A 25376-nucleotide genomic window follows, 5' to 3' on the forward strand; every position below is an offset into this window, starting at 1 on the left:
CTTTGAAAAGTAAAGCCAATTTATTTTCCATCTTCTGGGCATTGATTTTTCTGAATTCTTTTTGTGTTTGGGGGCAAAAACCACTGAATCCTATCAAAGATAACGGCCCAAAAAGTATGATAGAATTGGTGAGAGCCGATAGTTTGGTGGGAGATAATAGTCTGTCCAGAACACAAACTTTTTTGGGAAATGTTATTTTTATACACAGAGGCGTGAAACTGGGCTGCCAAAAAGCAATTCATAATCAGTCTTCTAATTTTATTGAAGCCTACGGCAAAATTGTTATCAATCAAGGAGATACGCTCACCATTGTTGGTGATACGCTTTTATATGATGGAAACTTGAGGTTTGCAAAAGTATATGGCAAACAAGTGATTTTAAGAGACAAAAAGGTTACGCTTCGCACCACCAAGATGTTTTATGACCTCAACCGCGACCAAGCTTATTACCCTGTCCCTGGAGTTCTAAATCAAGATTCCAGCAAGCTGAGCAGCGAAGAAGGATATTACAATACCAAAACCAAGTATTTTAGATTCAATGGCGACGTAGAAATCCTAAATCCAAGTTACACGCTATGCACCGATTCCCTCGACTACGATACCTACACCAAGCAAGCCATATTTAAAACCTTCACAACTATAAAGAGTAAAAATGGGGACATATCGGCTTACAAAGGCAGATACAATATAAAAACTAAAGTTTCGGCTTTTCAAGGTAGAGCCAAAGTGACCAATATAGATTATTCACTTGAGGGCGATACTTTGCAATTTGACAATACCAGAGGCTCCGGCAATGCGGACGGCAACGTAGTTTTTGTCTCATTCAAAGACAGTTTGGTAGTAGTAGGCGAAAAAGGGCTGCGGTTTGGAGATAAAGGACTAACCAAAATTATTGGCAATACGATTAGCCAAAGGGTTTCCAAAAAAGATACGCTTTTGATAGCTTCGGATACACTTTGGGTTTTCGAAAAACCTAAAAATGCAAAGATAGATAGCAGTAATATTTCTGAAAACATTGCTGGAAATGATATTACAAAAACAAAAAGTCAGGTTTTGATTGATAAACAAGTAAAGTTGAAAGAATTACAAAAACCGGAGCCGGTGCTCGTTGAAACTGATACAACCTCAAACAAAACTCCGACCAGTAAAGATATTGAAAAAATAATTGCGGATGGGAAAGTGGAAGTTTATAGAACTGATTTTCAAAGCCTTAGTGATTCGCTGGTTTATAACCTGAAAGATTCACTAATACATTTTTACACAAAACCCGTCATCTGGAATCAAGAAAACCAATTAGAGGCTGACACCATAGTGATTACGCTAAAAAACAACCGATTGAAACTGATGGAGCTGCTTCAAAACAGCTTTGTAGTGCAAGTGGATACGATTAGAAATTTCAACCAAATAAAAGGCCGTAAAATAGATGCTGTTTTTGACAATCGGTCTGTGCTGCAGACCATCAAAGTGGAAGGAAACGGAGAGTCTAAATATTTTGCTTTAGATGAAAAAAACAAAATAATTGGACTTAATACTGTTCAATGCTCTAGCATGCAGTTTTACTTTAACTCCAAAAAAATCAAAAGCATTGTTTTCAGAGGCAAACCAGAATCCACTTTGATTCCACCCAAAGAAATAGCGACAGAAGACATGAAATTGGACAGATTTGAATGGAAAACCAACAAAAAGCCTTCTAAAGAATCTATCTATGCCAAGAAATTTGGAAACTTACTCAGAAACTCAAAACTGATTATAATTTAAAATAGTCAATTTGGCCGTTCGCTTTCAGCCTATTTTACTATTTATCAAGGACTTAGCCTTTCAATTTTCCAGCTATCATTTTCGTGTGTGTACAACAATCTGTCATGAAGCCTGTTGGGTCTTCCTTGCCAAAACTCCATACTTTGTGGCTTTAACACATAGCCTCCCCAATGCTGCGGACGTGGGATAATCTCCTCATTCTCAAATTTCTGCTGATAATACGCAAGTTTTTCATTCAACATTTCTCGTCCTTCTATCACGGCACTTTGTTCACTCACCCAGGCTCCAATTTGACTTTCTCGTGGTCTCGACCAAAAATACAAATCTGAGTCTTCGGTGGAGACCTTTTCTATCATACCTTCTATTCGCACCTGTCTTTCCAATTTATCCCAAAAAAACGTCAAACAAGCCGCATTATTCCCTTTTAATTCCAGACCTTTATGGCTATTATAATTTGTAAAAAAAACAAAACCATCTTCATCGAATCCTTTCAAAAGTACCACCCTTGCCGAAGGTTTAGCATCTTTAATTGTGGACAAAACCATTGCATTCGCTTCAACCAATTCTGCATTTAAGGCATCTTTAAACCATACTGAAAATTGAATAATTGGATTTGTGGAAACATTATTTTCTAAAAGTTCGTTTAACGTATAATTATTTCTAAGATTGGCTAAAGTAGTTTTGTCCATGATTTATTAACCTTTTTTATGTTTGTTACGTATATTTATTAAATTTGTGACCTATTTAAGATTACCAACGAATTTTGATGATTGAACCAAGTATCGAACCGACCAACAACATTGATGACATCAATGCCGAAAATATAGTTTCGGATAACACTGAATTAATTTCAGATGCAACTCCCGTGGAAAAAACCGAAGCCCTTGATAACTCAGAAACTCCCCAAAGTTCTGAAATTCTGGCAGAAGAAAAAATGATTGAAGTCACAAACATAGATGTGTCTGAAGAAAGCACTGATATTGAAGAAATTGAAGAGCTAGATGAGCCATCATCTATGCCAAGTTTCGATAACGACTTCACAAATTACACCAAAAAAGAATACGTGGATTTGGCAGATAAAATGCTGGATGCCATGAAATCTAGAAGCTTGAGTGCTGCCGATGTAAAAAATATCGACAATGTGCTGAAGGTTATCAGAGGCGTTTTTGATGAATTGGCTCAAAAAGAAAAGTCAGAAGCACGTCAAGCTTTCAAAGAGCAAAACGGTACAGATGAAGGTTTTGACTTCAAAAACGATAACTATTCCATAAGATTTGAGGGAATTCTGGTTCAAATTCGTGAAAAAAGACAAAATTTCTATCAAAAATTAGAGAGAGAAAGAGAGGACTATTTCGAAGTTAAAACTCGTTTGCTACAAAGCTTAAGAGAAATAGTAGAAACTGAAGAAAAAGGCGAATCAAAAAATAATTGGGAGGCATTTAAAAAACTTCAAACAGAGTGGAAAAATGCAGGAAACATCAATTCGGTTCATAACGGTACACTTTGGTCAGCATATAATGCTTTGGTAGATAGGTATTTTGATATCAGAAGCATTCAAAACGAACTGAAAGACCTCGACAGAAAGAAGAATGTAATCAACAAAGAAGGCGTAGTTATAAAAATAGAAGCCATTGCAGATACGTTGAAGGAAAGCCCACTGACCAACATTGTACTCAAAAAAGCCAACGAACTACTATTAGAATATAAACAAATAGGACCCGGACCAAGAGAAGAACAAGAAGCTCTTTGGGCGAGACTTAAAGCCGCTTTTGATGTTATATATGAGAAAAAACGTGAATTGGCCAAAGAAAATAGTGCATTAAACGAGGATATTTTCAATGCCAAAAACCAATTATTTCTCAATCTAAAACCTTATTTGGAATTCCAAAGCGATAGCATCAACGAATGGAACGCCAAGTCTAAGGAAGTTATGGAAATCCAAGACCAATGGAACGCCATAAAGGGTTCTATGCCTCGCGATAAAGGCAAAGAAGTAAGCAAAGAGTTTTGGCATGCATTGAAGCAGTTCTTCAAAAACAAGAGCGATTTCTTTGCAAAATTAGAAGCCAAACGTGAGGCCAACTACAAGGCTAAAGAAGAGCTTTGTGTAGCAGCAGAAGAAATACTGTCCTCTGGCGATCACTCTGCTCCAAATACCAACAAAATTATTGATTTACAGAAAAAGTGGAAAACGATTGGGCATGTTCCTGAAAAATACAAGGACACGCTTTACAACAAATTCAAAGCCACTTGTGATCAGTATTTTGACCTAAAACGTACCGAAACCAAGTCGCAAGATGCCGAGTTCGATGCGAATTTAGCCAAGAAAACGGCTATTTGTGAAGAAATAGAAAAAATGGCTGAGGCAGGCACGTCTGACTTGTCGAAACTGAGTGATTATAAGAAAGCTTTCGCAGCCATAGGTTTTGTACCTCGTAAAGACATGCAAAACATTCAAGCAAGGTTTATTAAGGCCATCAATAATTTCGTGAAGACATCTTCTGGCTTAGACAAATCTGAAAAAGATAAGCTGATGCTCCAAAACGAAGCCGAGGTGGTCTTAAAAACAGGCGGAAACACCAAGAACCTTGATAAGCAAGAAAACGAAATTAGACGTAAAATGAAGACCCTTGAGGAAGAAATTACGCTAACCAGAAACAATATCGAATTCTTTGGGCATTCTAAAAATGCAGAAAAACTTAAAGCTGAATACATGCAGAAAGTAGTGAAGGCAGAAAAAGAACTGAAGGATTTGCAAGATAAAATCAAACTTATCAACGCAGCCAATTAATATCTGAAAACCTAATTGTTTAAGAAAAAACGAAAGTTTTGATAATCAAACAATTAGGTTTTTTTTTCAAAAAAAGATAAAAAATATTTGCGTGGTGTACTTTTTGGATATAGTTTTGCACCACAATTAAGGAACGGCGTTCGCAACGAAGCTCAAACTAATTAAAATATAGGCCTCTTTAGCTCAGCTGGTAGAGCAACTGATTTGTAATCAGTAGGTCATTGGTTCGATCCCGATAAGAGGCTCAAAGCCGGCTCAGAAATGAGTCGGCTTTTTTGTTTGTAAAAAAAACCATTTACTCATTGAACTAGAAGTCCCTGTTCAATACAGATAAGAGGCTCAAAACCGACAGAGACGGCTTCCGTTCAGAAGTGTGATTCGGCTTTGTTGTTTGGTCGATAAATACTTGACATTTATCAATAATCTATCCCAATTTAGCGAATTTTCGCAAAAAAAGTTTGTTTCGAGACTCCAGCTATTTAATTTTGTGCTGTGAATTACACTTCACCAACAAACTGAAACTTGCTTTCAGGAAAAAGAGCCTTATGAATTATAAATTCAAAAAGGCTTTTTTTTTACCGAAAAACAAACAACAAAAAGATAATCAACCGATGGACATCCAGCTGCCGCCATCATATACTTCTTCCAATCCATTTTTTATTAGTACACGCTTAGCATTGGAGCTACGCATTCCAGAGGCACAACAAACCACTATTGGTTTTTTATAGCCTTTAATTTTACTGATATTACCCTGAATTTTATCTAATGGAATATTCACAGATCCTTTCACATGGCCACCAGCGAATTCACCTGGCGTCCTCACATCTATTACTATTGCTCCATTTTCAATAATACTCTTTACATCTACTTTATTGCCTCCACCAAATAAACTGCTGAAAAATCCCATAATTTGATTGTTTAAATTTTCAACAAAAATCACAAAACGGTTCCAAAATCTTTGTGAGAAATATCACTTTTAATTCCTAATTGCTTGATATTTTTTATTTAGAAATAGCATTTCCCTTTTAAGCACTTCAACTTTATACAATTTGTAGCGACTTGAAAATTAAACCATTCAATTAAAGTAAATTATCCTTAAGATTAATTTTCCAAGAAAATACAAATCAAGAATATGTGAGAATGACTAATTGGAATTAAAAGATATCAATTATTGGAAAATTCGCTTTTTTTTTCATTGTTTTGTGAAAAATTAATCTAAATAAGTGAAAAAATTAATTCTCATTATCATCCTCTTAATTCTGGCTCTTGTGGGCTGGTATATAAGCACTGGTTATTTCTCATCAGGAGAAAGAGCCGGAACAATTTCAAAACTCAGCGAGAGAGGCTATATTTTCAAAACTAACGAAGGTGTGCTTAATGAAGGAGGTTACTCAGGTGAAACAGGAACCTTGACTCCAAGATATTGGGAGTTTTCGGCAAAAGAAGATTCTGTGGTAGCAAAACTTAAAACTGCCCTGTCTTCAGGAGAAAGGGTAACGCTAGTCTATCATGAAAAATTCGTAAAATTCCCATGGAATGGTGACACTAAGTATTTCATAATAGATGTATTGTTCTTACCTAAAAGAGTAGAGCCTGTAGTTCCAGCGGAAGTTATTCCTTCTCCAGTAACTACGCCAATAGATACTTCTACAACAATATAAAATTCGACTGATATAGAGATAAGAAAAGGAGCTTTCGGCTCCTTTTTTGTTTTAATGAACTGTTACACAATCTGTGTTTAATTCTTGTCCTGGAGCTGTATAAAGACTTTGAATATCGTAATCCATGCCTCTAAAAATAAGCCAAGCACCGAGTAAAACATACGTGTACGTTATGATAGTTTTGAAATGAGCACCTAAAACCTTCCTTATTTGACTCATACCTAGGCTTACTGGCAGCATAAGGGGAATTGTGCCCAAACCAAATAGTATCATCGTTAAGGCTGCATCTGACCAATTGGTTGCCAAAAAAGCCCCAGCCAGAGCCACGTAAACCATTCCGCATGGTAGAAGTCCATTTACCAATCCAAAAGAAAACTGAGCGAGAAAAGACTTGCTTTTAAATAACTTTGCAAAAACACCTTTCAACAAACTTGAAAAACGATAAAACATATTTGGATTGGAGATTTTGTTTTTAAACGCATAAGGCAAAAGCACATAAGCCAACACCAAAATTCCGAAAGTAATGGAAAGCATTTTTTGACTTATAAAAAAACTAACTTTCTCACCAAAAAAACCTGCGGTAGCACCCAATAATGAATAAGTCACTACCCTACCCAAGTTATAAGAAACTCTCCCGAAGACGAATTTTATGGAAAAATGACCATCATTGGGCAACAACAGAGTAAGCGGTCCGCACATGCCTACGCAATGCAAACTACCTACCAAACCCAACAAAAAAGCTGACCAAAGCATAGCTTATAATTGAATTTTTTGCTCTTTGTAATATTCTTGACCAGCTTTTTCCCACTCCAGTTTTACCGTCCAAAGACCATCAGCCAATTTGCCAATGTATATTTTTTGTTGGCCCGCATAGTCTAAATTCATCGGGATTTTGTAATCCATTTTTTGGCTAGAAGGTCTGTAAAAAACCACTGATCCCGTAGAGCCAATCGATTGGTTGGTCAAATCTATATAGACGCTATCCACATCATTTTTTACCAAAATTTGCAAATCTTTGCCCAATGCATTGGCATTTTTTACTTTTTGAATGCGGGTTTCATACGCAAGTTCATCACTGTAATAGTTTTCTGTTACCAAAAAAATATCTTTTTGTTTTATACACAAAACAACCAATGTGAGCATAAAAACAACGAATCCTACATAAACGAGTCCTATTTTGTGTCCCCAGTTCATAGTTTTAAAAATTTATATTGTTAATCAATTAGGTCCTTGAAAATTGGTTTTGGCTTCCTCCAATTGTTTGTCCTTTTCCATGATCTGGATCTTGATTGGAGTTGACCTTTTGGTAATTTTGTCTTTTGGAAATTCCACAAAAAACACTACTTCGGCTTTTGAGCCGGCTTTTATTTTTATAGGATTTTGCCCAATAAACTTTAGCGTAGCACCTTGCTCTTTGATGGTAATATTCAACACTTTGTCGGAATTTGTTTTGTTCACCATTTGAGCATTATACAAATTCGTAATCTTGTCGCCGTTTTCTTGATATAATTGACCCGGAACACGCATAAGTGTAGTTTCAACCGAACTTCTGTTGACCAATAAAATACCTACCACGGATACCAAAGCTGCCAAGACCAAAGTATAGGCTAAAGTTCTGATTGTAAACTTAAATGGTACGTTGTTTTTAATAGTATCTACTGAGGCATACCTTATTAGTCCTTTTGGACGATCAACTTTCACCATAACCTCATCACAAACGTCAATACAGGCCGTGCAATTGACACATTCAAGCTGAATTCCGTTACGGATATCAATACCTGTAGGGCAAACTTGTACACAAAGACCGCAATCTATACAATCCCCTTTTTTCACTTCAGAGGCTACTTCTTTTTTTGAAATTCTCGCTCTAGGCTCGCCTCTTACTTCGTCATAAATGATGGTCATGGTATCTTTGGTGACCAATACACCTTGCAAACGGCCATAAGGGCAAATAGCCACACAAACTTGCTCGCGTAGTTTTGCAAAAACAAAATAGAATAAACCTGTAAAGACTATTAAACCGACAAACCCTGAAAGATTTTCAGTTGGGGGTTTGGTAACAATATCTTTAACTCCTTCAATACCCACCATGTAAGCCATTGTGAAATGGGCAATGATGATAGAAAAAGTAATATAAATAACGTGTTTAAGTGTTTTTCTCCAAGCTTTATTAAAGTCCCATGGAGCCTCATCAAATTTCTTTTGTGTGCGGCCTTCGCCTTCTAACCAAACTTCTATCGGGCGGAAAATCATTTCCATGAAAACCGTCTGCGGACATAACCATCCACACCAAATCCTACCATAAGTTACTGTAAAAAGAATGATAAAAACCACAAAGGTGATCATTCCTAAACCGAAGATGATAAAATCCTGAGGCAAGAAAAGCTGACCAAAAATGGCAAATTTCCTTTCGAAAATATTCATCATGATAAGCGGAAGGCCGTTTATTTTGATAAATGGAGCTGATAAAAATACTGCTAGGAATAGGATTGTAGCAATTATGCGTTTGTTGAAGAAAGCCCCTTTGGGCATTTTAGGATAAAGCCAGATTCTTTTTCCGTCCTTATCGACAGTGGCTAGCGTATTTCTAAATTCGTCTTGCTCGCTGTCGGCGTATTTGTAAATATCATCGATGTTTTCCATGATTATTTTTTATATTTTATTCCAATCGAATTTGAAATTGACTTATTTCCTGATGAATCAAGAAATAAGTCTTTTTCGATTTGTTGCTGCAAGCAGCTATTATTTAGCTTGAGTTGAATCTCCACTGGCAGTTGCTGTCGCTGCATCTCCTACTTTCTCTCCTTGGGGAGCTTTAGGATTTGCAGGGTTAGTACCTTTCATCGTCATAATATAATTGGAAACCTCCTGAATTTGAGCTGGTTTCAGGGTAGCTTTCCAAGAAATCATCCCTTTCTCAGGAACACCATTTTTAATAACACCAAAAACATCGTTAATAGTACCACCATGTAGCCAATATTCGTCAGTAAGGTTTGGTCCTACGCCACCTTCACCAGCAGCACCGTGACAAGCCACACATTTTTCGGTAAAAATAGTTTTACCATTCTCAAGCGTTTTAGGGTCTGCTAACACTTTTACTGATTTCTCATCAATACTCTCACCCAATTTTGCTTGGTAGGCTTCTACTTCTTTTTTGCCTTCGTCCATAGCCATGGTATATTCTTGCTCTTGTGATGGACTCCAATGCCACACGTGATAGTTGAGCAAATAAACAATCGCAAACACGATAGAACCATAGAGCAATCCTAGCCACCAAGGCGGAAGGTGGTTATCTAGTTCTCTGATGCCGTCGTAATTGTGTTCCAACATCACCGTTTCTTCTTTAGCAATTGGCACGGCGTTGGTCAAACTTTTCCAAAAGCTTGTTTCTTCCCCTGCCTCGGCTGCTACTGAGCCACTTGCACCCAGATTTAGTTTCTTTAATAGCATGAAAATATTCATGACTACTATAAACAAGATCACCGTGAAAATAAGAAGAACTCCCAGCAATACAAACTGGAATAATTCCTCTCCTGTTTTAAATGATAAGTCCATAATTTATTTGATTTACAATATTTTTAATCCTTTTGATAAACTTCGTCAGTGAGCGGCATTTCCTCCATGTGCTTGATATATTTTTTGTCGGCTCTAAAAACCATATAACCTAGTAAAACAAAAAAAGCAACAAAAATAGAAAGTGAAATGACTGGATAAATGGCCACATCAGAAATAGAAGCAAGCGAGTTCTTTATCATAATATTTGTTGGTTTAGCACCCACGGTTTTTAATTTCGTGAGTGCGTTTTGTTATTATTTTAATGCCGTAGCCTCATTTTTGATATCTGTACCCATTCTTTGCAGATAAGCGATAAGAGCAATAATCTCCTTTTCTTTGCCTACTTTTATTTTGGCATCAGCAAGGTTCTTGGATATTCCTTCGGCTTGTTCAGTAAGATCTGCCACAGCTTGGTCTTCATAACCTTCCTCATAAGGCACACCCAAAGTACGCATCGTGTTGATTTTGGTGGCCGTATTGGCTGTATTCAACTCATCATCAAACAACCAAGGATAGGCTGGCATGATAGAACCCGGAGACATAGAAGTGGGCTCCAACATGTGGTTATAGTGCCACGAGTCAGGGTATTTGCCACCTTGACGGTGCAAATCTGGCCCAGTGCGTTTAGAACCCCACTGGAAAGGGTGGTCATAAACAAACTCACCTGATTTAGAATATTCTCCATAACGCTCAGTTTCTGACCTAAACGGCCTGATCATCTGAGAGTGGCAGTTATAACATCCTTCTCTTACATAAATATCCCTGCCTTCAAGCTCAAGCGGCGTGTAAGGTTTTACACTAGCAATAGTTGGCACATTAGAATCAATCAACCACGTTGGCAAGAATTCAACTACACCACCAATCAATACAGCCACAAAAGACAACACGGTGAACAATACAGGCTTACGCTCCAAAATGGTGTGAAATGCACCGCCAACTTTCAGCTTATGGTTCAAAGCTGGAGCTTCGTCATATTCGTGAGCCAAAAACTCGCCACTTCCAGCGGTTTTCATTAAGTTATAAACCATCACCAAAGTACCAGCCAAATACAAAGTGCCACCAAAGGCCCTCGCCATGTACATGGGCAATATTTGGGTTACGGTTTCAAGGAAGTTTGGATAAGCCAAGAATCCATCTTTTGTGAATTCTTTCCACATTAAACTTTGTGTAAAACCAGCCCAATAAAGCGGCAAAGCGTAGAATATGATACCCAAAGTACCCAACCAGAAGTGAATGTTAGCCAATTTTACGGAGTACAAATTGGTTCTCCACATTTTTGGTACTAAATAATAGAACATACCAAAAGTCATGAAGCCGTTCCATCCCAGCCCACCGATGTGTACGTGAGCGATTGTCCAGTCGGTATAGTGTGATATGGCGTTGACATTTTTCAAAGAAAGCATTGGGCCTTCGAAAGTGGTCATGCCGTAAGCAGTTACCGCTACCACGAAGAATTTCAAAACTGGATTTTCTCTCACTCTGTCCCAAGCACCTCTAAGTGTAAGAAGTCCGTTGAGCATACCTCCCCATGATGGAGCCAACAACATAATAGAGAAGACAGTACCCAAACTCTGAGCCCAATCAGGCAATGAAGTATATAAAAGGTGGTGAGGACCAGCCCAGATATACAAAAAAATCAATGACCAGAAGTGAATAATTGATAACTTATAAGAATAAACTGGTCTATTGGCTGCTTTTGGCAAGAAATAATACATCAAACCAAGAATAGGTGTAGTAAGGAAAAATGCAACCGCATTGTGTCCATACCACCATTGCACAAGAGCATCTTGAACACCAGCAAACAGTGTGTAACTTTTAAACAAAGTCACAGGCAAGGCTAACGAATTAACAATATGTAATAGAGCGATAGTAACTATTGTAGCGATATAAAACCAAAGAGCCACATACATGTGTCTTTCTCTTCTTTTTATGATGGCTCCTATGAAGTTTATTGCAAAAACTACCCAAACCAGTGTAATGGCAATATCGATGGGCCACTCAAGCTCAGCATATTCTTTACCGGTAGTCATTCCTAGAGGTAATGAAACCGCTGCTCCAACAATAATCAGCTGCCAGCCCCAGAAGTGAATCCAGCTTAAGATTGGACTCAACATTGGGCCTTTTAATAGCCTTTGAGTGGAATAATAAACCCCTGCGAACATACCATTGCCTACAAAGGCAAAAATAATGGCGTTTGTGTGTAATGGCCTTAATCTACCAAATGTAGTATATGGGAGATTCAAGTTTGCAGCAGGCCAGAATAACTGCAAAGCGGCTGTAAGGCCGGCAAGCATTCCAACAACTCCGAAGATAACCGTAACAATAATAAAGGCTTTCACTATCTTGTTGTCGTAGTAAAAACCTTCTAATGCACCCGATGAATCTGAGCTGGAAGAGCTTAATAGTGGTTTGGTAAATAAACGCATAGCTGTTAATTTGATTTGTAAACTTTTTAACGCATCAAAATTAGAAGCCAGAATACCCTCAAAACATGATTAATGAACCTGAAAATTATGATTTAAGTCAGGTTTTGGAAATGAAGAATAAAATGAAAGATTAAAACCCAAAGTGCTATTGGGTGGATAATCTAATTAAGTCAGATGATCTGTGAATCTAAAATTTAGCAGAACTGTAATTAAACCTTGGTGAAATGCTAGTTATTAGTCATTATCTAGCTCGAATTTTAACCTGTCTTGCTCTATTAGGTTTTTCAAATCTTCAACCTTAGGTAAATACAACAAATACTTGTTTGCAAATAGGTTATTTTGGTCGTTTAAAACAGAATATTTCACAATGGCTTCGTCTTTTTCTGAACATAACAAAATACCAATAGTTGGGTTATCGTCTTCTCCTCGCTTCAAATCATCATACATACGCACATACATATCCAATTGGCCAATATCTTGGTGCGTCATTGTGCCTTTTTTCAAATCTATGATTACAAAGCACTTGAGTATATAATTGTAAAACACCAAGTCAATATAAAAATCAGATGTATCAGTAGCAATGTGTTGTTGTCGAGCAACAAAAGCAAACCCTTTTCCAAATTCAAGCAAGAATTTCTGCAAATGGTCTATAATTGCATTTTCTATTGTTCTTTCACTATTTTTCTCTTCTGATGAAAGCCCCAAGAATTCAAAAATGTAAGGGTCTTTTATTAAATTCTCTATCGATGATTTCTTTTCTTTTTCGGGTAAATGCTTTACGACTCGCTCAAATGCCAGGGTATTAATTTGCCTTTGAAGTTCTCTACTGTTCCAATTCGCTCCCACCGATTCATTTAAATAATATGCTCGTTTCTCACCGGAATCGAGCCTTGAAAGCAACCTATAATGTGTCTAACTCAATTCTTGACGCAATGCGTCAAGAATTGAAAATGCAATAAAAAAATTACGCATATTGGTAAGATTGGTGTAGTCAAACCCTTTACCAAACTCCAAAGTTAAAGCACGAGACAGCCTCTTAAGTGTGGCTTTACCATATTGAGCTTTGGTGTTTCCCATTTGCTCGTCCTCAACAATCAGCTTGCCTATTTGCCAATAGGTATCCAAAAGCACAGAATTGGCCATCCGGTAGACTCTTTGTCTAGCACCTATTATAATCTCTTTTACCGAATCAATTAAGTCAAGATTGTTTGGTTCCATTATATTTCATCAATTTGCATGAAGACAGTTATTCTCCTTCAAAAATACAGGTCTTTTTGATTAACAATTCTGCTAATCTAATATTCATTTTCAAGTTTTTCTATTCAATCCCACTTTTTTACACAAAAACTTAGTGGGACATAATGAACGCTATTGCTTTTTTAGCAAAATTTGCATTTTGTACCATAACTAAAGAAAATACCATTGGACATTTCAGGAAAAATAGAAGACAGTTACGTTTCATTATTCGGAAAAAAATCTGATATAAAAATAAAAGCTCCAGGTAGAATCAATATTCTTGGTGAACATGCTGATTATAACAATGGTTTTGTGATGCCTTCAGCCATCGACAAAGCCATATACTTTAGCATAGGAAAAAGAGAAGATTCAAAACTATGCATATCAGCCATCGACCTAGAAAGCTATTTTGAAGCTGACAATATTAATAATTTAACCAATAAACTCAATGATTGGTCGAACCATTTGGTAGGGGTAATATTAGAAATCCAGAAACTTGGTTTCGGTTTTGATAAGGGTATAAATGTTTGTTTCGGTGGAGATATTCCGAATGGTGCAGGTCTTTCCTCTTCGGCGGCTGTAGAGGCAGGAATTGGTTTTGGCTTAAATGAAATTTTCGGATTCAACCTTGGTCTTTTACAATTGGCTAAAGTCGCACAAGCAACTGAGCATAATTATGTAGGTGTAAAATGCGGAATAATGGACATGTATGCTTCACTCTTTTCTAGAAAAAACAATGTAATTAGGCTTGATTGTGAAAAACTAGAGCACGATTATATCCCGGCAGAATTCAAAGAACATACGTTTATTTTAGTAAATAGTGCGGTAAAGCACAATCTTGCCGATACTGAATACAATGTGAGAAGAAACCAATGCCAAAAAGGAGTTGAAGTCTTGAACAAAGCATTTGGAAACATAAACACCCTCAGAGATGCCAACTTCGAGCAATTAGAGCAGATTAAGGCGGATATTGACCCAATTACTTACAACAGATGCAAGTATATTTTAGATGAAAAAGAACGTGTAATGTTGGCATCTGAAGCGTTGACGCAGCAGGATTTTGAGAAATTGGGTGAAATTATGAACCAAACACACCAAGGGCTGAGTAAAATGTATGAAGTGAGTTGTGTTGAACTCGATTTTTTGGCAAGCGAAGCTAGTAAAATAGACGGCGTGTTAGGAAGCAGAATGATGGGCGGCGGCTTTGGTGGATGTACTTTAAACCTTATTAAGAAAGAAGCAGAGGCAGATTTTAGAGAAAAAACAAAGTCGGCATATCAACATAAATTTGGAATAATACCCGAAATATATACGGCAAACTTGAGCGAGGGCGTTCATAAAATAGCTTAAATGAACAGAAATGAGAACTTAGAGAGAATCAAAAACGAGCATTTCGATGTTTGCGTAATTGGTGCAGGAGCAAGCGGAGCGGGAGTTGCTTTAGACGCAGCCTTGCGTGGACTTAAAGTGGCTCTCATCGATAAAGGCGACTTTAGCTGTGAAACTTCTTCCAAATCCACCAAACTCATTCATGGTGGAGTCAGGTATTTGGAACAAGCATTTAAAAATCTAGATTTTGGACAACTTAAGCAAGTAAAACATGGCCTAGCCGAAAGAAAATACCTACTCTCAAATGGCTCTCATTTGTCTCGTCCTTTGGGTATAATTACCCCAGTTTTTAGTTTTATAGAAGGTTTATATTACACCATCGGATTAAAAATGTATGGTTGGTTTGCTTCCAAAGACCAACTTCCGGCTGCAAGATGGCTTTCAAAAAAAGAAATGATTTTAGGGAGTCCGGATATCACTCAAAAAGCCCACAGTGCGGTCATGTATTTTGATGGTCAGCTAGATGATGCCAGATTTGCCTTGGCACTTTCTCAAACTGCACATCAACAAGGTGTGGCTACGGCAAATTACCTAGAACTTATTGATTTCAAGAAAGATAGCTCCAACAAAATAACTGGTGCAAATCTTAAAAATATTATTACTGGTGAATCTTTTGAAATAAAAAGCAAAGTATTTGTAAACTGTACTGGGCCATTTGCTGACCACCTTCGACTTTTGGCCAATCCAGCTGAGGAAAGTAGAATTAAACCCTCCAAAGGCGTTCATATAGTTATTCCTAAAAAGTATTTTGCAGGAGAAAAAGCCCTTCTTATACCCAAAACTAAAGATGGAAGATTGATTTTTGTGATTCCATTCCAATCGGAAATTATGATTGGTACAACCGATACAAAATATGATAATCTGAACGAAGAACCGCTTTTGAACAATTCAGAAATCGATTATTTATTAGAAACGGCTGAAAGATATTTGAAAGCCATTCCAAGCAAAAGTGAAATAAAAAGCGGTTTTGGGGGAATTAGGCCTTTGATTTCTGCAAAAAAGAAAAACCCAAACGACACTAAAACACTTCTTCGCGACCACGAAGTAGAAATAGACGAAGAATCGGGCTTGGTAAGTCTTTTGGGTGGAAAATGGACAACTTACAGGCTGATGGCTCAGGATACTTGTGATGCTATTTGCGAAATCTTGGGTTATGGTAATCTTTGTAAAACCAAAGATTTTAAGTTGTTAGGAAGTCAAAACGTTTTTCAAACAAAAAGGCCAGAAAACTTTCCTCTAGAATGTTTTGAGCATCTAAAAAGTAGTTACGGAGATCAAACTCCAAAAATCATGAATCTGATAGAAAACAGGCCTGAACTTCTTTCTAAAATACATGTGGACTATCCTTTTATTAAAGCCGAAGTTATTTACACCTGTCAATATGAAATGGCCCAAACAGTCAGGGACTTTTTTGCAAGAAGAACACGCTGGGAAATATTAGATTGGAACGCCTGCTTAGAATCAGTAGAATCTGTTTTAGATTTGATGGCTGAAGAACTTGGATGGGACGAAGAAAGAAAAGATAAAGAAATGAACGCCTATAAAGCTTTATTAATGCATTTCAAATCTGTTGCTTTAAACTAAATTTGACCTAAAAAAACAAAAAAACAATGTTGATTTTAACCGAACAAATAACCACCAACAGCAAAATATTACTAACTGATAGCCGATTTTTGTCTAATGCAGAGTCTAGTATATTTTTTGCAATAAAAGGAGAAAGGCATAATGGGCATCAGTTTATTCAGCAACTTTTTGAGAAAGGCATTAAAGAATTTGTGGTTGAAAAAGACGTAGTCAACAGTGATTCTGCCTTAAAAGAATTCTTGGAGAAAACTGATTTAAAGGCTTTTGTGGTTCAGAACAGTATTAAAGCATTGCAAAACCTTGCAACTGAAAAACGAAAATTTTTCAAATATCCAGTAATAGGTATAACCGGAAGCAATGGTAAAACTATTGTGAAAGAATGGCTGCATTTCTTACTCGAACAAGAGTTTGAAGTCATTAAAAGTCCAAGAAGTTACAACTCTCAAATTGGCGTGGCTTTATCGGTTTGGGAAATGAACAAAAAAAGCAATTTGGGGATTTTTGAGGCTGGAATTTCTTTGCAAAATGAAATGCAAAACCTTGAATCCATCATAAAGCCAGAAATTGGTATTTTCACCAATATTGGTCCTGCTCACAATGAAGGTTTTAAAAGCTTAAAACAAAAAATAACTGAAAAACTTAGACTCTTCAAGACCTCTAAAGTGTTGGTTTATTGCAAAGATTACAAGGAAATCAATGAAGAACTTGCTATCCTTCTGAAAGCAGTAAATCCTAACATTCAACTTATTAGCTGGTCGAGAAACCGCATTGGCGAAAACTGGATAGATACTCAACTGACCGAAACAGGTACGCAAATAGAAATAAATTGGCTAGGCGAAAGTTACGATTTCGAGATACCATTTACAGACAACGCTTCTATTGAAAATGCTGTACATTGTGCCTACACGGGCTTGTATCTCAATTCTCAATCCAAAATCAATCTAGAAGTATTTTTTGAGAAATTCAAATTGCTCCGACCGGTTGCCATGAGGCTTGAACTCAAGCAGGGCACCAATGACAATTACATCATTGACGATACTTACAACAATGATTTGGGTGGACTAAAGATGGCTTTAAATTTCATGAGCCAACACCACACCAAACGCCAAAAAACTCTGATAGTCAGCGACATACTTCAATCTGGCTTACAAGAACATGATCTATTGCATAGTCTTAAAGATTTAATCAAGTCCCAAGATATCAGCATATTAATTGGCATTGGTTCTAAGTTTTTTCACCAAAAAGAGTTTTTTTCAAGTATTTCAAAAGTAAGTAGCTTCTTTTATGAAAACACATCAGATTTCCTAAGCTTGTTCAATTTTGAAAACCTGAGTAATTCTTTGATTTTGGTAAAAGGAGCCAGACCATTTGCCTTTGAGAAAATCGTCAATAAGTTGGTGATGAAGGTTCATGGAACAGTTTTCGAGGTAAATCTGGATTCGTTGACCCACAATCTCAATTATTACCGAAATAAAATAGGTAACCAGACCAAAATCATGGTGATGGTGAAAGCTTTTGCTTACGGTAGCGGAAGCATGGAAGTGGCCAGCTGGCTTCAATATCATCGTGTCGATTATCTATCTGTGGCTTACCCTGACGAAGGCGTGGTTTTGAGACAAAACGGTATTAAACTTCCTATTTTGGTTTTAAATTCTGACCCTGAAACTTACCACAAGTTGTTTGAATATGACCTTGAGCCAGAGATTTATAGCTTAAGAACTTTAAAGGCCTATTTGCATTTCAAAACCAATCTTTATCCCGATTCTGTTTCAAAAATACACTTGAAATTAGATACCGGAATGCATCGACTGGGTTTTATTGAAGAGGATTTAGAGACTTTAGTAGAACAAATAAAAGAAACGCCAAATGTGGAAATTGCCTCTATTTTTAGCCATTTGGTTGGAGCCGATGAGGCCGAACATATTGATTTCTCGAAAAGACAAATTGCTCAGTTTGACAGCTTATCTTCGAAAATAATTGAAAAACTGAATTATAAACCACTAAGACACATCTGTAATTCTGCTGGAATAATTCGTTTTCCTGAGGCCAAATACGAAATGGTGAGATTGGGAATCGGTTTGTATGGCATTGAATCTTCGGGAATTGAACCCAATGCCTTGGAAGTTGTAGGAACGCTCAAAACCACCATTTCTCAAATAAAAACGCTAAGTCAAGGTGAAACCGTTGGTTACAGTCGCAGAGGAATTATTGACAAAGAATCGAAGATAGCAACGCTCGCGATAGGCTACGCAGATGGTTATGACAGGGGTTTCAGCAGAGGTGTTGGCCAAGTATTGGTAAACGATGTTTTATGCCCAGTAGTTGGAAATGTATGCATGGACATGACGATGATAGACGTGAGCCATGCCAATTGCAAAGAGGGAGATCAAGTAATCATGTTCGGCAAAAAACCCCATATCAATGACCTGGCTGCCGCTATCGGAACGATTCCTTATGAGTTATTAACTGGTGTAAGCGAAAGAGTAAAGCGTGTTTTTTATCATGAGTAGATTTTTCAAATCTTTGAAAAAAACAATAATACCTTTTGAGTTAATGACTAAATATTTAAATTTGAATATAAATATTAAATTATGGATTTACAAACCTCAAAAATTGAGCTGATAAAGATGATATTGGAAATTGATAACTTTGATTTAATTCAAGGCATTTCTAATATTTTAAAGAAAAAGGAAACTGATTTTTGGACAGAACTTACAACTGACGAAAAAGAGGAAATAAAGTTAGGAATTCAACAGTTAGATAATGGACATCGGGTTTCATTTGAAGATTTTTTAAGGAAGGTATCTTAATGAAAATTTTCCTCTCAATACTAGCAGAAGCTAAAATTGAAGATTTACTTATATTTTTAGAAACTAATTGGAATACAAAAGTAAAAAATGATTTTCTAGAAAAACTAAATCTAAAAATGACGCAAGTCTCTCAACTTCCTCAAAGCTGCCAACAATCCAAACAATTCCCTGGTCTTTATAAGTGCGTTGTCACAAAGCAGACTTCTTTTTACTATCGTATCAATATAAATAAGGAAGAAATTGAGGTAGTGACTTTTTTTGACAACCGACAAATAAAAAGGTAATTAACTATTTAATACCCTATCACTTTAACCTAAAACTACTCAAATAAGGCTCTACAATGTCCTTATAATAAGCATATTTCTCGGTTTCGCAGGCAAAAGTCACTATAAAAACTTTGGCGTTTTTGACGTAATAATATTGCCTCCAAGTTTGGGCATAGCCGCTCTTTTCACCTTTATAAGTGACCATATAAACATTAGGCTTCAGCTTCTTTTTCTCAATCACTTTGAAGTTCTTTACAACAGTAGGCAAATAAGTTATAGAAAACTGAGCGTATTTATCTACAGTATAATTGGCACTTGGGAGTTTGTCTACCGTGATATTGATATTATCTACAAACCTATCAATGTAGCTCAAAGTATCCGTTGGTGATAGCAAACTACAAAGGTTTTCTTGGCAATTATCCTGAATTCTCCAACCTTTAGGTATATCCATTTTGTAGGTTTTCTTATCCAAAACCAATGGTTTAGGAGCTTTTGAAGTATCTGGAGCTACTTGAACTTGAGCCATAGATAAATTGCCAGCAAACAAAAAAAGAGCGAACAAAATCTGCTTCATCTACTTATTTTTTTAGTTCAATTCATCAAAAGAGACAATTTTGCTCAAATCCTCCCAATAACTTGGATAAGATTTCGCTACGACTCCAGGTTCCTCAATAATCACATCCGAAATCATAGCCAATGGTGCAAAAGCCATTGCCATTCGGTGGTCATCATAGGTTTCAAAAGTTGGTGTTTCAGCCCAACTTCCACCAAAATTCACCTCATATCTGGTTTTGGCCTCCACTTCCTCTAAGGTCCCTCCTATTTTGGCCAATTCATTTTGCAGTGCCAAAACTCTGTCAGTTTCTTTGATTTTTAAACTTTCTAAACCAGTAAAAATTCCCTTTATTTTTTTTGCAACTAAAACCACAGCAACCGTTTGAGCCAAATCAGGACAATCTGTAAAATCCCACTCAAATGTATCATTTGCTTTGATTTTTTGAAGCAAAACACCATCCGAAGTGAAAGTACTTTTTACACCTAATTCAGCCATGATATTGACAATAACACTATCGCCTTGCAAAGAATTTTCTTTTAAACCCAAAAGCTCAATCTCTACATCATCATTTTCTGCCAAGGCAACTATAGAATACCAATATGATGCTCCAGACCAGTCTGATTCTATTTGATAGCTTGTTGGTTTGTACGTTTGAGGCTCAACCGAGAGCTTTTTAGCATCCCAATCTGCTGAAACTTTTACACCAAAAGCTTCCATTTGCTTTATGGTCATGGTGATGTACGGAATTGAACCAATTTCACCTAACAACCTAATCATCAATCCATTAGGCAATGATGGGCTTATCATCAACAAAGCTGAAATATACTGACTGCTAACATCTCCTCTTATTGAAATCTCGTTGGTTTTTTGTTTGGTAAAACCCTTTAATTGCGTTGGAGGATAACCTTCTTTGGAGAGATAATCTATTTCACAACCTATTGACTTTAAAGCATCTACCAAAATACCAATCGGACGTTCGCACATTCTTGGTGTGCCTGTCATGGTTTTGATTTGGTTGGTTATGGCGAAATAGGCCGTCAAAAAACGCATGGTAGTACCAGCATCTAAAACATCTGCTACTGCATCCTCAGATTTTAGTAAACGAATCATCGTTTGGGTATCTCTAGCCGAAGAGAGGTTTTGTAGTTCTCCTCCAAAACCTGACAAAGCATTGATTATCAAAGCCCTATTACTTTCACTTTTTGAAGAAGCCAGTCTGATTTTCTCCTTAAAATTACCCGTTTGTTTTCTAACTAAAATACGATGCATCCTATAATGTTATGTTACCAAAACACAAAGATAAAATATGAATTTGGAGATTACGATTTATTTCGTTTGAAAAGAACCTCTGAATTGTAAAGTAACTGACTTACAAACTCTTAAAAACCTTGAGTTGCTTGTTGTCGCTTAATTTTATACCATTGAAAAACTTCGAACGGTTGTTCAAAATTATCAATCCAGCCTGAATGGCAGGAATCATTATGAGTGCTTCTGAATTTTGAGTAGGAGATTGACCAAACTGTACCCAATCATATACCAAGGGCAAAAAAGCCGCCAAACTTCCCCATCCAAGGCCCCATTTTATACCTTTGTAAACTTCATGTCGATATACTTTTTTTATATCAGACACCTTAATATTCCAAGTTTCTAATTTTCTTTCAACATTATTATAGTGCATGATGGTGAGCGTAGAATCGCCAATTTCACTTAATTCTTCTTGAAAAAATTGTCCGTTTTTTGTTTTAAAACCCAACTTATCTCCCACATAATATCTTCTTCTTTTGTGGTTTCGATAATTGTCTAATACCAAAAAATTACCGTCTCTTTGGATAGTCTTATACAAATTGGGGTTGTTTTTCTCCAATAGCTCTTCAATCTGCAAGGCTTCTTTTTGGTGTGGTTCTTGGCAAAACACGTTGCCAAAGCAAAATATTAAAATCAGGAAAAGGCAATTTTTCATGTATTGGAATCAGAAAAAGAAACGCCTCCGGAAACAATGATTTTCATAACCTCGGCACTAGAAATAGACAGAATCTCTACTTGGTCTTTGGGTACAATAAACATATCTCCAGAAAAAGCGTAAGCATGTGGACAATATACACTTACCATATCAGGAAGCCCCATAACATCGAGGCCATCTTGTGTCAAAAAACCCAGTTTTCGAATATTCGATTCTTTATTTAGAGTCACCAAAACACCAGTTTTAAACTTCTTTTTATCGCCAACAAATGCTGAAATGAGGTCTTTAAAAGCTGTATAAAATATCTTAACAATTGGCAGATGTTTCATGCCATTCTCTAGCCAATTCTGAATGGTTTGCGGAAGTAATCTGGTAAAAACAAAACCAATGAAAGCTGTGCCAAAAAGTACGATCAAAAAACCCAAACCTGGTACAAAAAACTCTTGATTGGGATTGTCCCAGCTAAATTTGATCCTCACCAAACTATCAACAAAATCAAAAGCACTATAGAGAATCAAAATTGTAAAACCCACAGGAGCTACAAAAAGTAAGCCCCTAACAAAATAAGACAAAAACTTATTTACCAATTTACCAAAACTTCCTTCCATAGATTTTAAAGGTTATTGATTCGTTTATCTTTTGGATATTTTACCGTGTATTTGAGCAAAACTTCTTTGCTTTGGCTGGCTGGAACTTCGAAAACCCAAGTCGTTTTCCCTGTGTTAGCTTCTACTACTCCTCCTTGAACATCTTCAATATCTACCTCAATATCAGAGTCTTGCGAAACAGGCACTTGATCTTCTAACACTACTTTAACAGTTTCGGATTTAGTATTCCGAACCGAAATCTTATATCCAAAACTCTCTCGTATATTTGAGCCAATGGTTTTTCTAGCCTTGAAATTCTCTATTTCCTCTCTTTTTCCCACTATTCTTGTGTCTTTTCCAAGACTCAATTTTAAAATATTATCCACACTCTGCTCATTGATGAAGGTTTTACCAATGAACTTGTTCTCAAAATACACATTGGCTTCTCCAGAAAGCAATTTATACTGTTCCCAATTTTTGAGTTCGGCTACCAAATAGGCATTCAAATCAAGCTTTGGAGCTATTACACTTTTATATTCTGCTTCGGCACTGTAGGTTTGTACCTCCACGATTTCGGGTTGCCCGCCAGAATTGATAGTATAAGTTGAGCCCAAATCAAAGTTGACGGTCATTCCTGTTTCTACCACGGCGACTGTCCTTGAGGCCGTGGCCATATCAGCCATAGCCATTGGAGCGGCCATAGTAACTCCATCTTCCATTTTTGCCGATTTTACATTTCTTTGATAAACAACTGGAGGTACATAAAAACTCAAAAACTGAGGATTTAGCTCCATTTTTTGGCCAGAAATAGCTGGATTAGAGGTTGACAATGAAAGCTTTACATTGCTCCAATCAATACCTGTGTTTTGATAAACACTTGCTTTGTAGGCAATCATGACCGGGCTTTTGGTGTCCTTTACTCGTAAGTCGTAGTTAGGATTCCAACCTGCATTATAGGCCACATAGCTCAGTTTAATACTTGCTGAAGTCGGTTTAGAAGCACTCACCGTCAGTTCAATCTGCCCAAGTGGTAAGGAATTGTTTCTAACTTCGGCCAATTGCTTTTCCAAACGCACTTTTTTATCTTTCAAAGGCTGCATTTGTCTTTGTATCTGCAAACGCCTTGCACCTACTTCGGTCAGTTTTACCCTGAAAAAATCAATCATTTCTTTCAAATCCTCCGGTAAAAGTCCGTCCTTTTCACTTTTAACATTAGAATTGGCCATAATCATTTTCTCTTCGTTTTGGGCCACAGCAAAAAGCATTTCTAAGTTTTCAATATCTGCTTGAACCTTCCCTACAGAATCTTGCAAAACCAAAACCTTATTATTTAGATGGTTAGCACTATACTTTACTGCCAAAAGGGTAAAATCACCTTTGCCTTCTACTAGTATACTATTGGCGTCAATACTATTAGCAATATCGTCCACTAAGAGCTTGGTTACACCCGCTGACAGCGACGTATTTACAGATTTTTCTAGCTGAGCTTGTTGCAAGAAAACCGTAACTTTATCGATTTTGGCATCTACTTTTTTTATGTTTTGGGCAAAACCAACTGAGAATAAACTTATTACTAATAAAGCTGTTTTTATAAATTTCATACTTGAGATTATTTATATGAATTAACGCTTTTTTCCTCAAAAAACTTCATTTTCGAAGAATTCTTTTTTCCAAACGCCCATTCAGGTCTTATTTTTAATAATTTTGCAAGCCAAAACAATCATTCAATGTACGCACCAGACAGAGTCAGAAAATTTACAGAAAATGTTTTTAAAGCCATAGGCTGCAGCACCAAAGATGCCAAATTAGCGGCTGACGTGTTGATTAATGCAGATTTGAATGGTGTGGATTCCCATGGTGTGGCTCGTTTGGCCGGCTACGTTCGACTTTTTGACCACGGAAGACTCAATCCCAAGCCACATATTACAATAGTTTATGAAACTCCGAGTACCGCCACTATTGATGGAGACAAAGGCCTCGGATTGGTTGTAGCTCCTTTTGCCATGAAATTGGCTATCAGAAAAGCAAAAAAAGCTGGTTCGGGCTGGATTTCTGTCCAAAACTCTAACCATTTTGGCATTGCCGGATATCATGCTTCACAAGCCTTGGAACACGATATGATTGGTTGGGCCATGACCAACGCTGCACCGCTCGTTGTTCCTACTTTTTCTAAAGAAAAATTGCTAGGTACAAATCCGATTGCTGTGGCAGTTCCTGCTGACAAACAACCTGCTTTTTTGGCTGATTTTGCCACCACGGCCGTAGCTTATGGCAAAATGGAAATATTGCAAAGAAAGGGCATGAATGCACCAATGGGCTGGGTTCAGGATGAAAACGGCGACCCCACGGACAATGCCAATGCTGTAAAAGAAGGTGGTGGATTGTTGCCTTTAGGCGGCGATAGAGAGCATGGAAGTCACAAAGGATACGGTTTGGGAGCTGTAGTTGATATATTTTCAGGTGTACTTTCTGGTGCAAATTTCGGCCCATGGGTGCCTCCTTTTGCCACCGCTGGTTTTCATGGTGTAGCGGCAGAACAAGTCGGAAAAGGCACTGGGCATTTCCTTGGAGCCATGCGGGTAGATGGTTTTAGACCAAAAGAAGAGTTTAAACAAAGTATGGACAAGTGGATTGAGAGATTCCGTTCGGCCAAACATATTGATGGTAATCCCGTTCAAATACCTGGAGATCAGGAAAGAAATTTTAGAGCGGAAAGGTTGGTTTCAGGTTTGCCATTGATTGACCCTGTGGTAGATAGCTTGAAGGAACTGGGTGAAAGATTTGGGGTGAAGTTTTAA

General features: G+C 37.1%; 24 protein-coding genes and 1 tRNA gene. 10 read left to right on the top strand and 15 right to left on the bottom strand.

From position 1 onward, the window contains the following. Nucleotides 1-2 precede the first annotated feature (2 nt). Complete coding sequence (locus tag EGI26_RS03390) at nucleotides 3-1757, top strand: OstA-like protein (protein ID WP_255076350.1); 1755 nt, start codon at nucleotides 3-5, stop codon at nucleotides 1755-1757. 44 nt (nucleotides 1758-1801) lie between these two features. On the opposite strand, the gene pdxH is transcribed toward EGI26_RS03390, so the two are convergent. Then, nucleotides 1802-2446 carry a pyridoxamine 5'-phosphate oxidase gene (gene pdxH / locus EGI26_RS03395; RefSeq protein ID WP_255076351.1) on the bottom strand — a complete coding sequence of 215 codons (645 nt, stop codon included), beginning with the start codon at nucleotides 2444-2446 and terminating at the stop codon, nucleotides 1802-1804. A gap of 77 nt (nucleotides 2447-2523) precedes the next feature. Between pdxH and EGI26_RS03400 the strand changes: the two genes are divergently transcribed. Both EGI26_RS03400 and EGI26_RS03405 read left to right on the top strand, forming a co-directional pair. Then, on the top strand, nucleotides 2524-4548 hold the full coding sequence (locus EGI26_RS03400) for a DUF349 domain-containing protein (protein WP_255076353.1): 2025 nt from the start codon (nucleotides 2524-2526) through the stop codon (nucleotides 4546-4548). Nucleotides 4549-4720: 172 nt separating this feature from the next. Next, nucleotides 4721-4793, top strand: a tRNA-Thr gene (locus tag EGI26_RS03405). Between the two features lie 359 nt (nucleotides 4794-5152). Here EGI26_RS03405 and EGI26_RS03410 read toward each other — a convergent pair. Beyond that, nucleotides 5153-5455 carry a rhodanese-like domain-containing protein gene (locus EGI26_RS03410; protein ID WP_255076354.1) on the bottom strand — a complete coding sequence of 101 codons (303 nt, stop codon included), beginning with the start codon at nucleotides 5453-5455 and terminating at the stop codon, nucleotides 5153-5155. Nucleotides 5456-5771: 316 nt separating this feature from the next. Between EGI26_RS03410 and EGI26_RS03415 the strand changes: the two genes are divergently transcribed. Continuing rightward, entirely contained in the window at nucleotides 5772-6209 is a 438-nt protein-coding gene (locus tag EGI26_RS03415) for a hypothetical protein (RefSeq protein WP_255076355.1), read from the top strand. A 51-nt stretch (nucleotides 6210-6260) separates the two neighbouring features. On the opposite strand, the gene EGI26_RS03420 is transcribed toward EGI26_RS03415, so the two are convergent. From EGI26_RS03420 to EGI26_RS03455, 8 genes are all read right to left on the bottom strand, one after another. Beyond that, entirely contained in the window at nucleotides 6261-6962 is a 702-nt protein-coding gene (locus EGI26_RS03420) for a sulfite exporter TauE/SafE family protein (protein WP_255076356.1), read from the bottom strand. Nucleotides 6963-6965: 3 nt separating this feature from the next. Then, nucleotides 6966-7403: a FixH family protein gene (locus EGI26_RS03425; RefSeq protein ID WP_255076357.1), complete on the bottom strand. Its 438-nt coding sequence runs from the start codon at nucleotides 7401-7403 to the stop codon at nucleotides 6966-6968. A 24-nt stretch (nucleotides 7404-7427) separates the two neighbouring features. Then, nucleotides 7428-8852, bottom strand: coding sequence for a cytochrome c oxidase accessory protein CcoG (gene ccoG, locus EGI26_RS03430; RefSeq protein ID WP_255076358.1), 1425 nt, complete (start codon nucleotides 8850-8852; stop codon nucleotides 7428-7430). Between the two features lie 99 nt (nucleotides 8853-8951). Then, the gene (locus tag EGI26_RS03435; protein ID WP_255076359.1) at nucleotides 8952-9764 is read right to left on the bottom strand and encodes a cbb3-type cytochrome c oxidase N-terminal domain-containing protein; all 813 of its coding nucleotides are present in this window, start codon (nucleotides 9762-9764) and stop codon (nucleotides 8952-8954) included. A 23-nt stretch (nucleotides 9765-9787) separates the two neighbouring features. Then, on the bottom strand, nucleotides 9788-9964 hold the full coding sequence (locus EGI26_RS03440; RefSeq protein ID WP_255076360.1) for a CcoQ/FixQ family Cbb3-type cytochrome c oxidase assembly chaperone: 177 nt from the start codon (nucleotides 9962-9964) through the stop codon (nucleotides 9788-9790). Nucleotides 9965-10018: 54 nt separating this feature from the next. After that, a complete protein-coding gene (ccoN, locus tag EGI26_RS03445; protein ID WP_255076361.1) occupies nucleotides 10019-12190 on the bottom strand; it encodes a cytochrome-c oxidase, cbb3-type subunit I in 2172 nt (723 codons plus the stop codon). Between the two features lie 234 nt (nucleotides 12191-12424). Further along, nucleotides 12425-13090, bottom strand: coding sequence for a YhcG family protein (locus tag EGI26_RS03450; protein WP_255076362.1), 666 nt, complete (start codon nucleotides 13088-13090; stop codon nucleotides 12425-12427). Between the two features lie 12 nt (nucleotides 13091-13102). Continuing rightward, entirely contained in the window at nucleotides 13103-13408 is a 306-nt protein-coding gene (locus tag EGI26_RS03455; RefSeq protein WP_255076363.1) for a DUF1016 N-terminal domain-containing protein, read from the bottom strand. Nucleotides 13409-13612: 204 nt separating this feature from the next. Between EGI26_RS03455 and galK the strand changes: the two genes are divergently transcribed. The 5 genes from galK to EGI26_RS03480 all read left to right on the top strand — a co-directional run bounded on the left by galK (nucleotide 13613) and on the right by EGI26_RS03480 (nucleotide 19493). After that, nucleotides 13613-14776 (top strand): galactokinase, encoded by a 1164-nt coding sequence (gene galK, locus EGI26_RS03460; RefSeq protein WP_255076364.1) that lies wholly within the window; start codon nucleotides 13613-13615, stop codon nucleotides 14774-14776. Continuing rightward, complete coding sequence (locus EGI26_RS03465; RefSeq protein ID WP_255076365.1) at nucleotides 14777-16399, top strand: glycerol-3-phosphate dehydrogenase/oxidase; 1623 nt, start codon at nucleotides 14777-14779, stop codon at nucleotides 16397-16399. Between the two features lie 26 nt (nucleotides 16400-16425). Further along, a complete protein-coding gene (locus EGI26_RS03470) occupies nucleotides 16426-18909 on the top strand; it encodes a bifunctional UDP-N-acetylmuramoyl-tripeptide:D-alanyl-D-alanine ligase/alanine racemase (protein ID WP_255076366.1) in 2484 nt (827 codons plus the stop codon). A gap of 81 nt (nucleotides 18910-18990) precedes the next feature. Beyond that, nucleotides 18991-19209: a hypothetical protein gene (locus EGI26_RS03475; RefSeq protein ID WP_255076367.1), complete on the top strand. Its 219-nt coding sequence runs from the start codon at nucleotides 18991-18993 to the stop codon at nucleotides 19207-19209. Then, nucleotides 19209-19493: a type II toxin-antitoxin system RelE/ParE family toxin gene (locus tag EGI26_RS03480; RefSeq protein WP_255076368.1), complete on the top strand. Its 285-nt coding sequence runs from the start codon at nucleotides 19209-19211 to the stop codon at nucleotides 19491-19493. The genes EGI26_RS03475 and EGI26_RS03480 overlap by 1 nt, the downstream gene beginning before the upstream one ends. Before the next feature lie 19 nt (nucleotides 19494-19512). On the opposite strand, the gene EGI26_RS03485 is transcribed toward EGI26_RS03480, so the two are convergent. The 5 genes from EGI26_RS03485 to EGI26_RS03505 all read right to left on the bottom strand — a co-directional run bounded on the left by EGI26_RS03485 (nucleotide 19513) and on the right by EGI26_RS03505 (nucleotide 24179). After that, the gene (locus tag EGI26_RS03485; protein WP_255076369.1) at nucleotides 19513-20049 is read right to left on the bottom strand and encodes a hypothetical protein; all 537 of its coding nucleotides are present in this window, start codon (nucleotides 20047-20049) and stop codon (nucleotides 19513-19515) included. Between the two features lie 12 nt (nucleotides 20050-20061). Next, nucleotides 20062-21300, bottom strand: coding sequence for a 3-phosphoshikimate 1-carboxyvinyltransferase (locus tag EGI26_RS03490; protein WP_255076370.1), 1239 nt, complete (start codon nucleotides 21298-21300; stop codon nucleotides 20062-20064). 100 nt (nucleotides 21301-21400) lie between these two features. After that, complete coding sequence (locus EGI26_RS03495; RefSeq protein ID WP_255076371.1) at nucleotides 21401-21991, bottom strand: hypothetical protein; 591 nt, start codon at nucleotides 21989-21991, stop codon at nucleotides 21401-21403. After that, nucleotides 21988-22599 (bottom strand): DUF502 domain-containing protein, encoded by a 612-nt coding sequence (locus EGI26_RS03500; RefSeq protein ID WP_255076372.1) that lies wholly within the window; start codon nucleotides 22597-22599, stop codon nucleotides 21988-21990. The genes EGI26_RS03495 and EGI26_RS03500 overlap by 4 nt, the downstream gene beginning before the upstream one ends. 5 nt (nucleotides 22600-22604) lie before the next feature. Then, nucleotides 22605-24179 carry a DUF4139 domain-containing protein gene (locus EGI26_RS03505; RefSeq protein WP_255076373.1) on the bottom strand — a complete coding sequence of 525 codons (1575 nt, stop codon included), beginning with the start codon at nucleotides 24177-24179 and terminating at the stop codon, nucleotides 22605-22607. A gap of 126 nt (nucleotides 24180-24305) precedes the next feature. Here EGI26_RS03505 and EGI26_RS03510 point away from each other — a divergent pair, with 126 nt between their 5' ends. Beyond that, the gene (locus EGI26_RS03510; RefSeq protein WP_255076374.1) at nucleotides 24306-25376 is read left to right on the top strand and encodes an Ldh family oxidoreductase; all 1071 of its coding nucleotides are present in this window, start codon (nucleotides 24306-24308) and stop codon (nucleotides 25374-25376) included.

The sequence above is a fragment of the Lacihabitans sp. CCS-44 genome (assembly GCF_024343735.1).
GTDB lineage: Bacteria > Bacteroidota > Bacteroidia > Cytophagales > Spirosomataceae > Leadbetterella.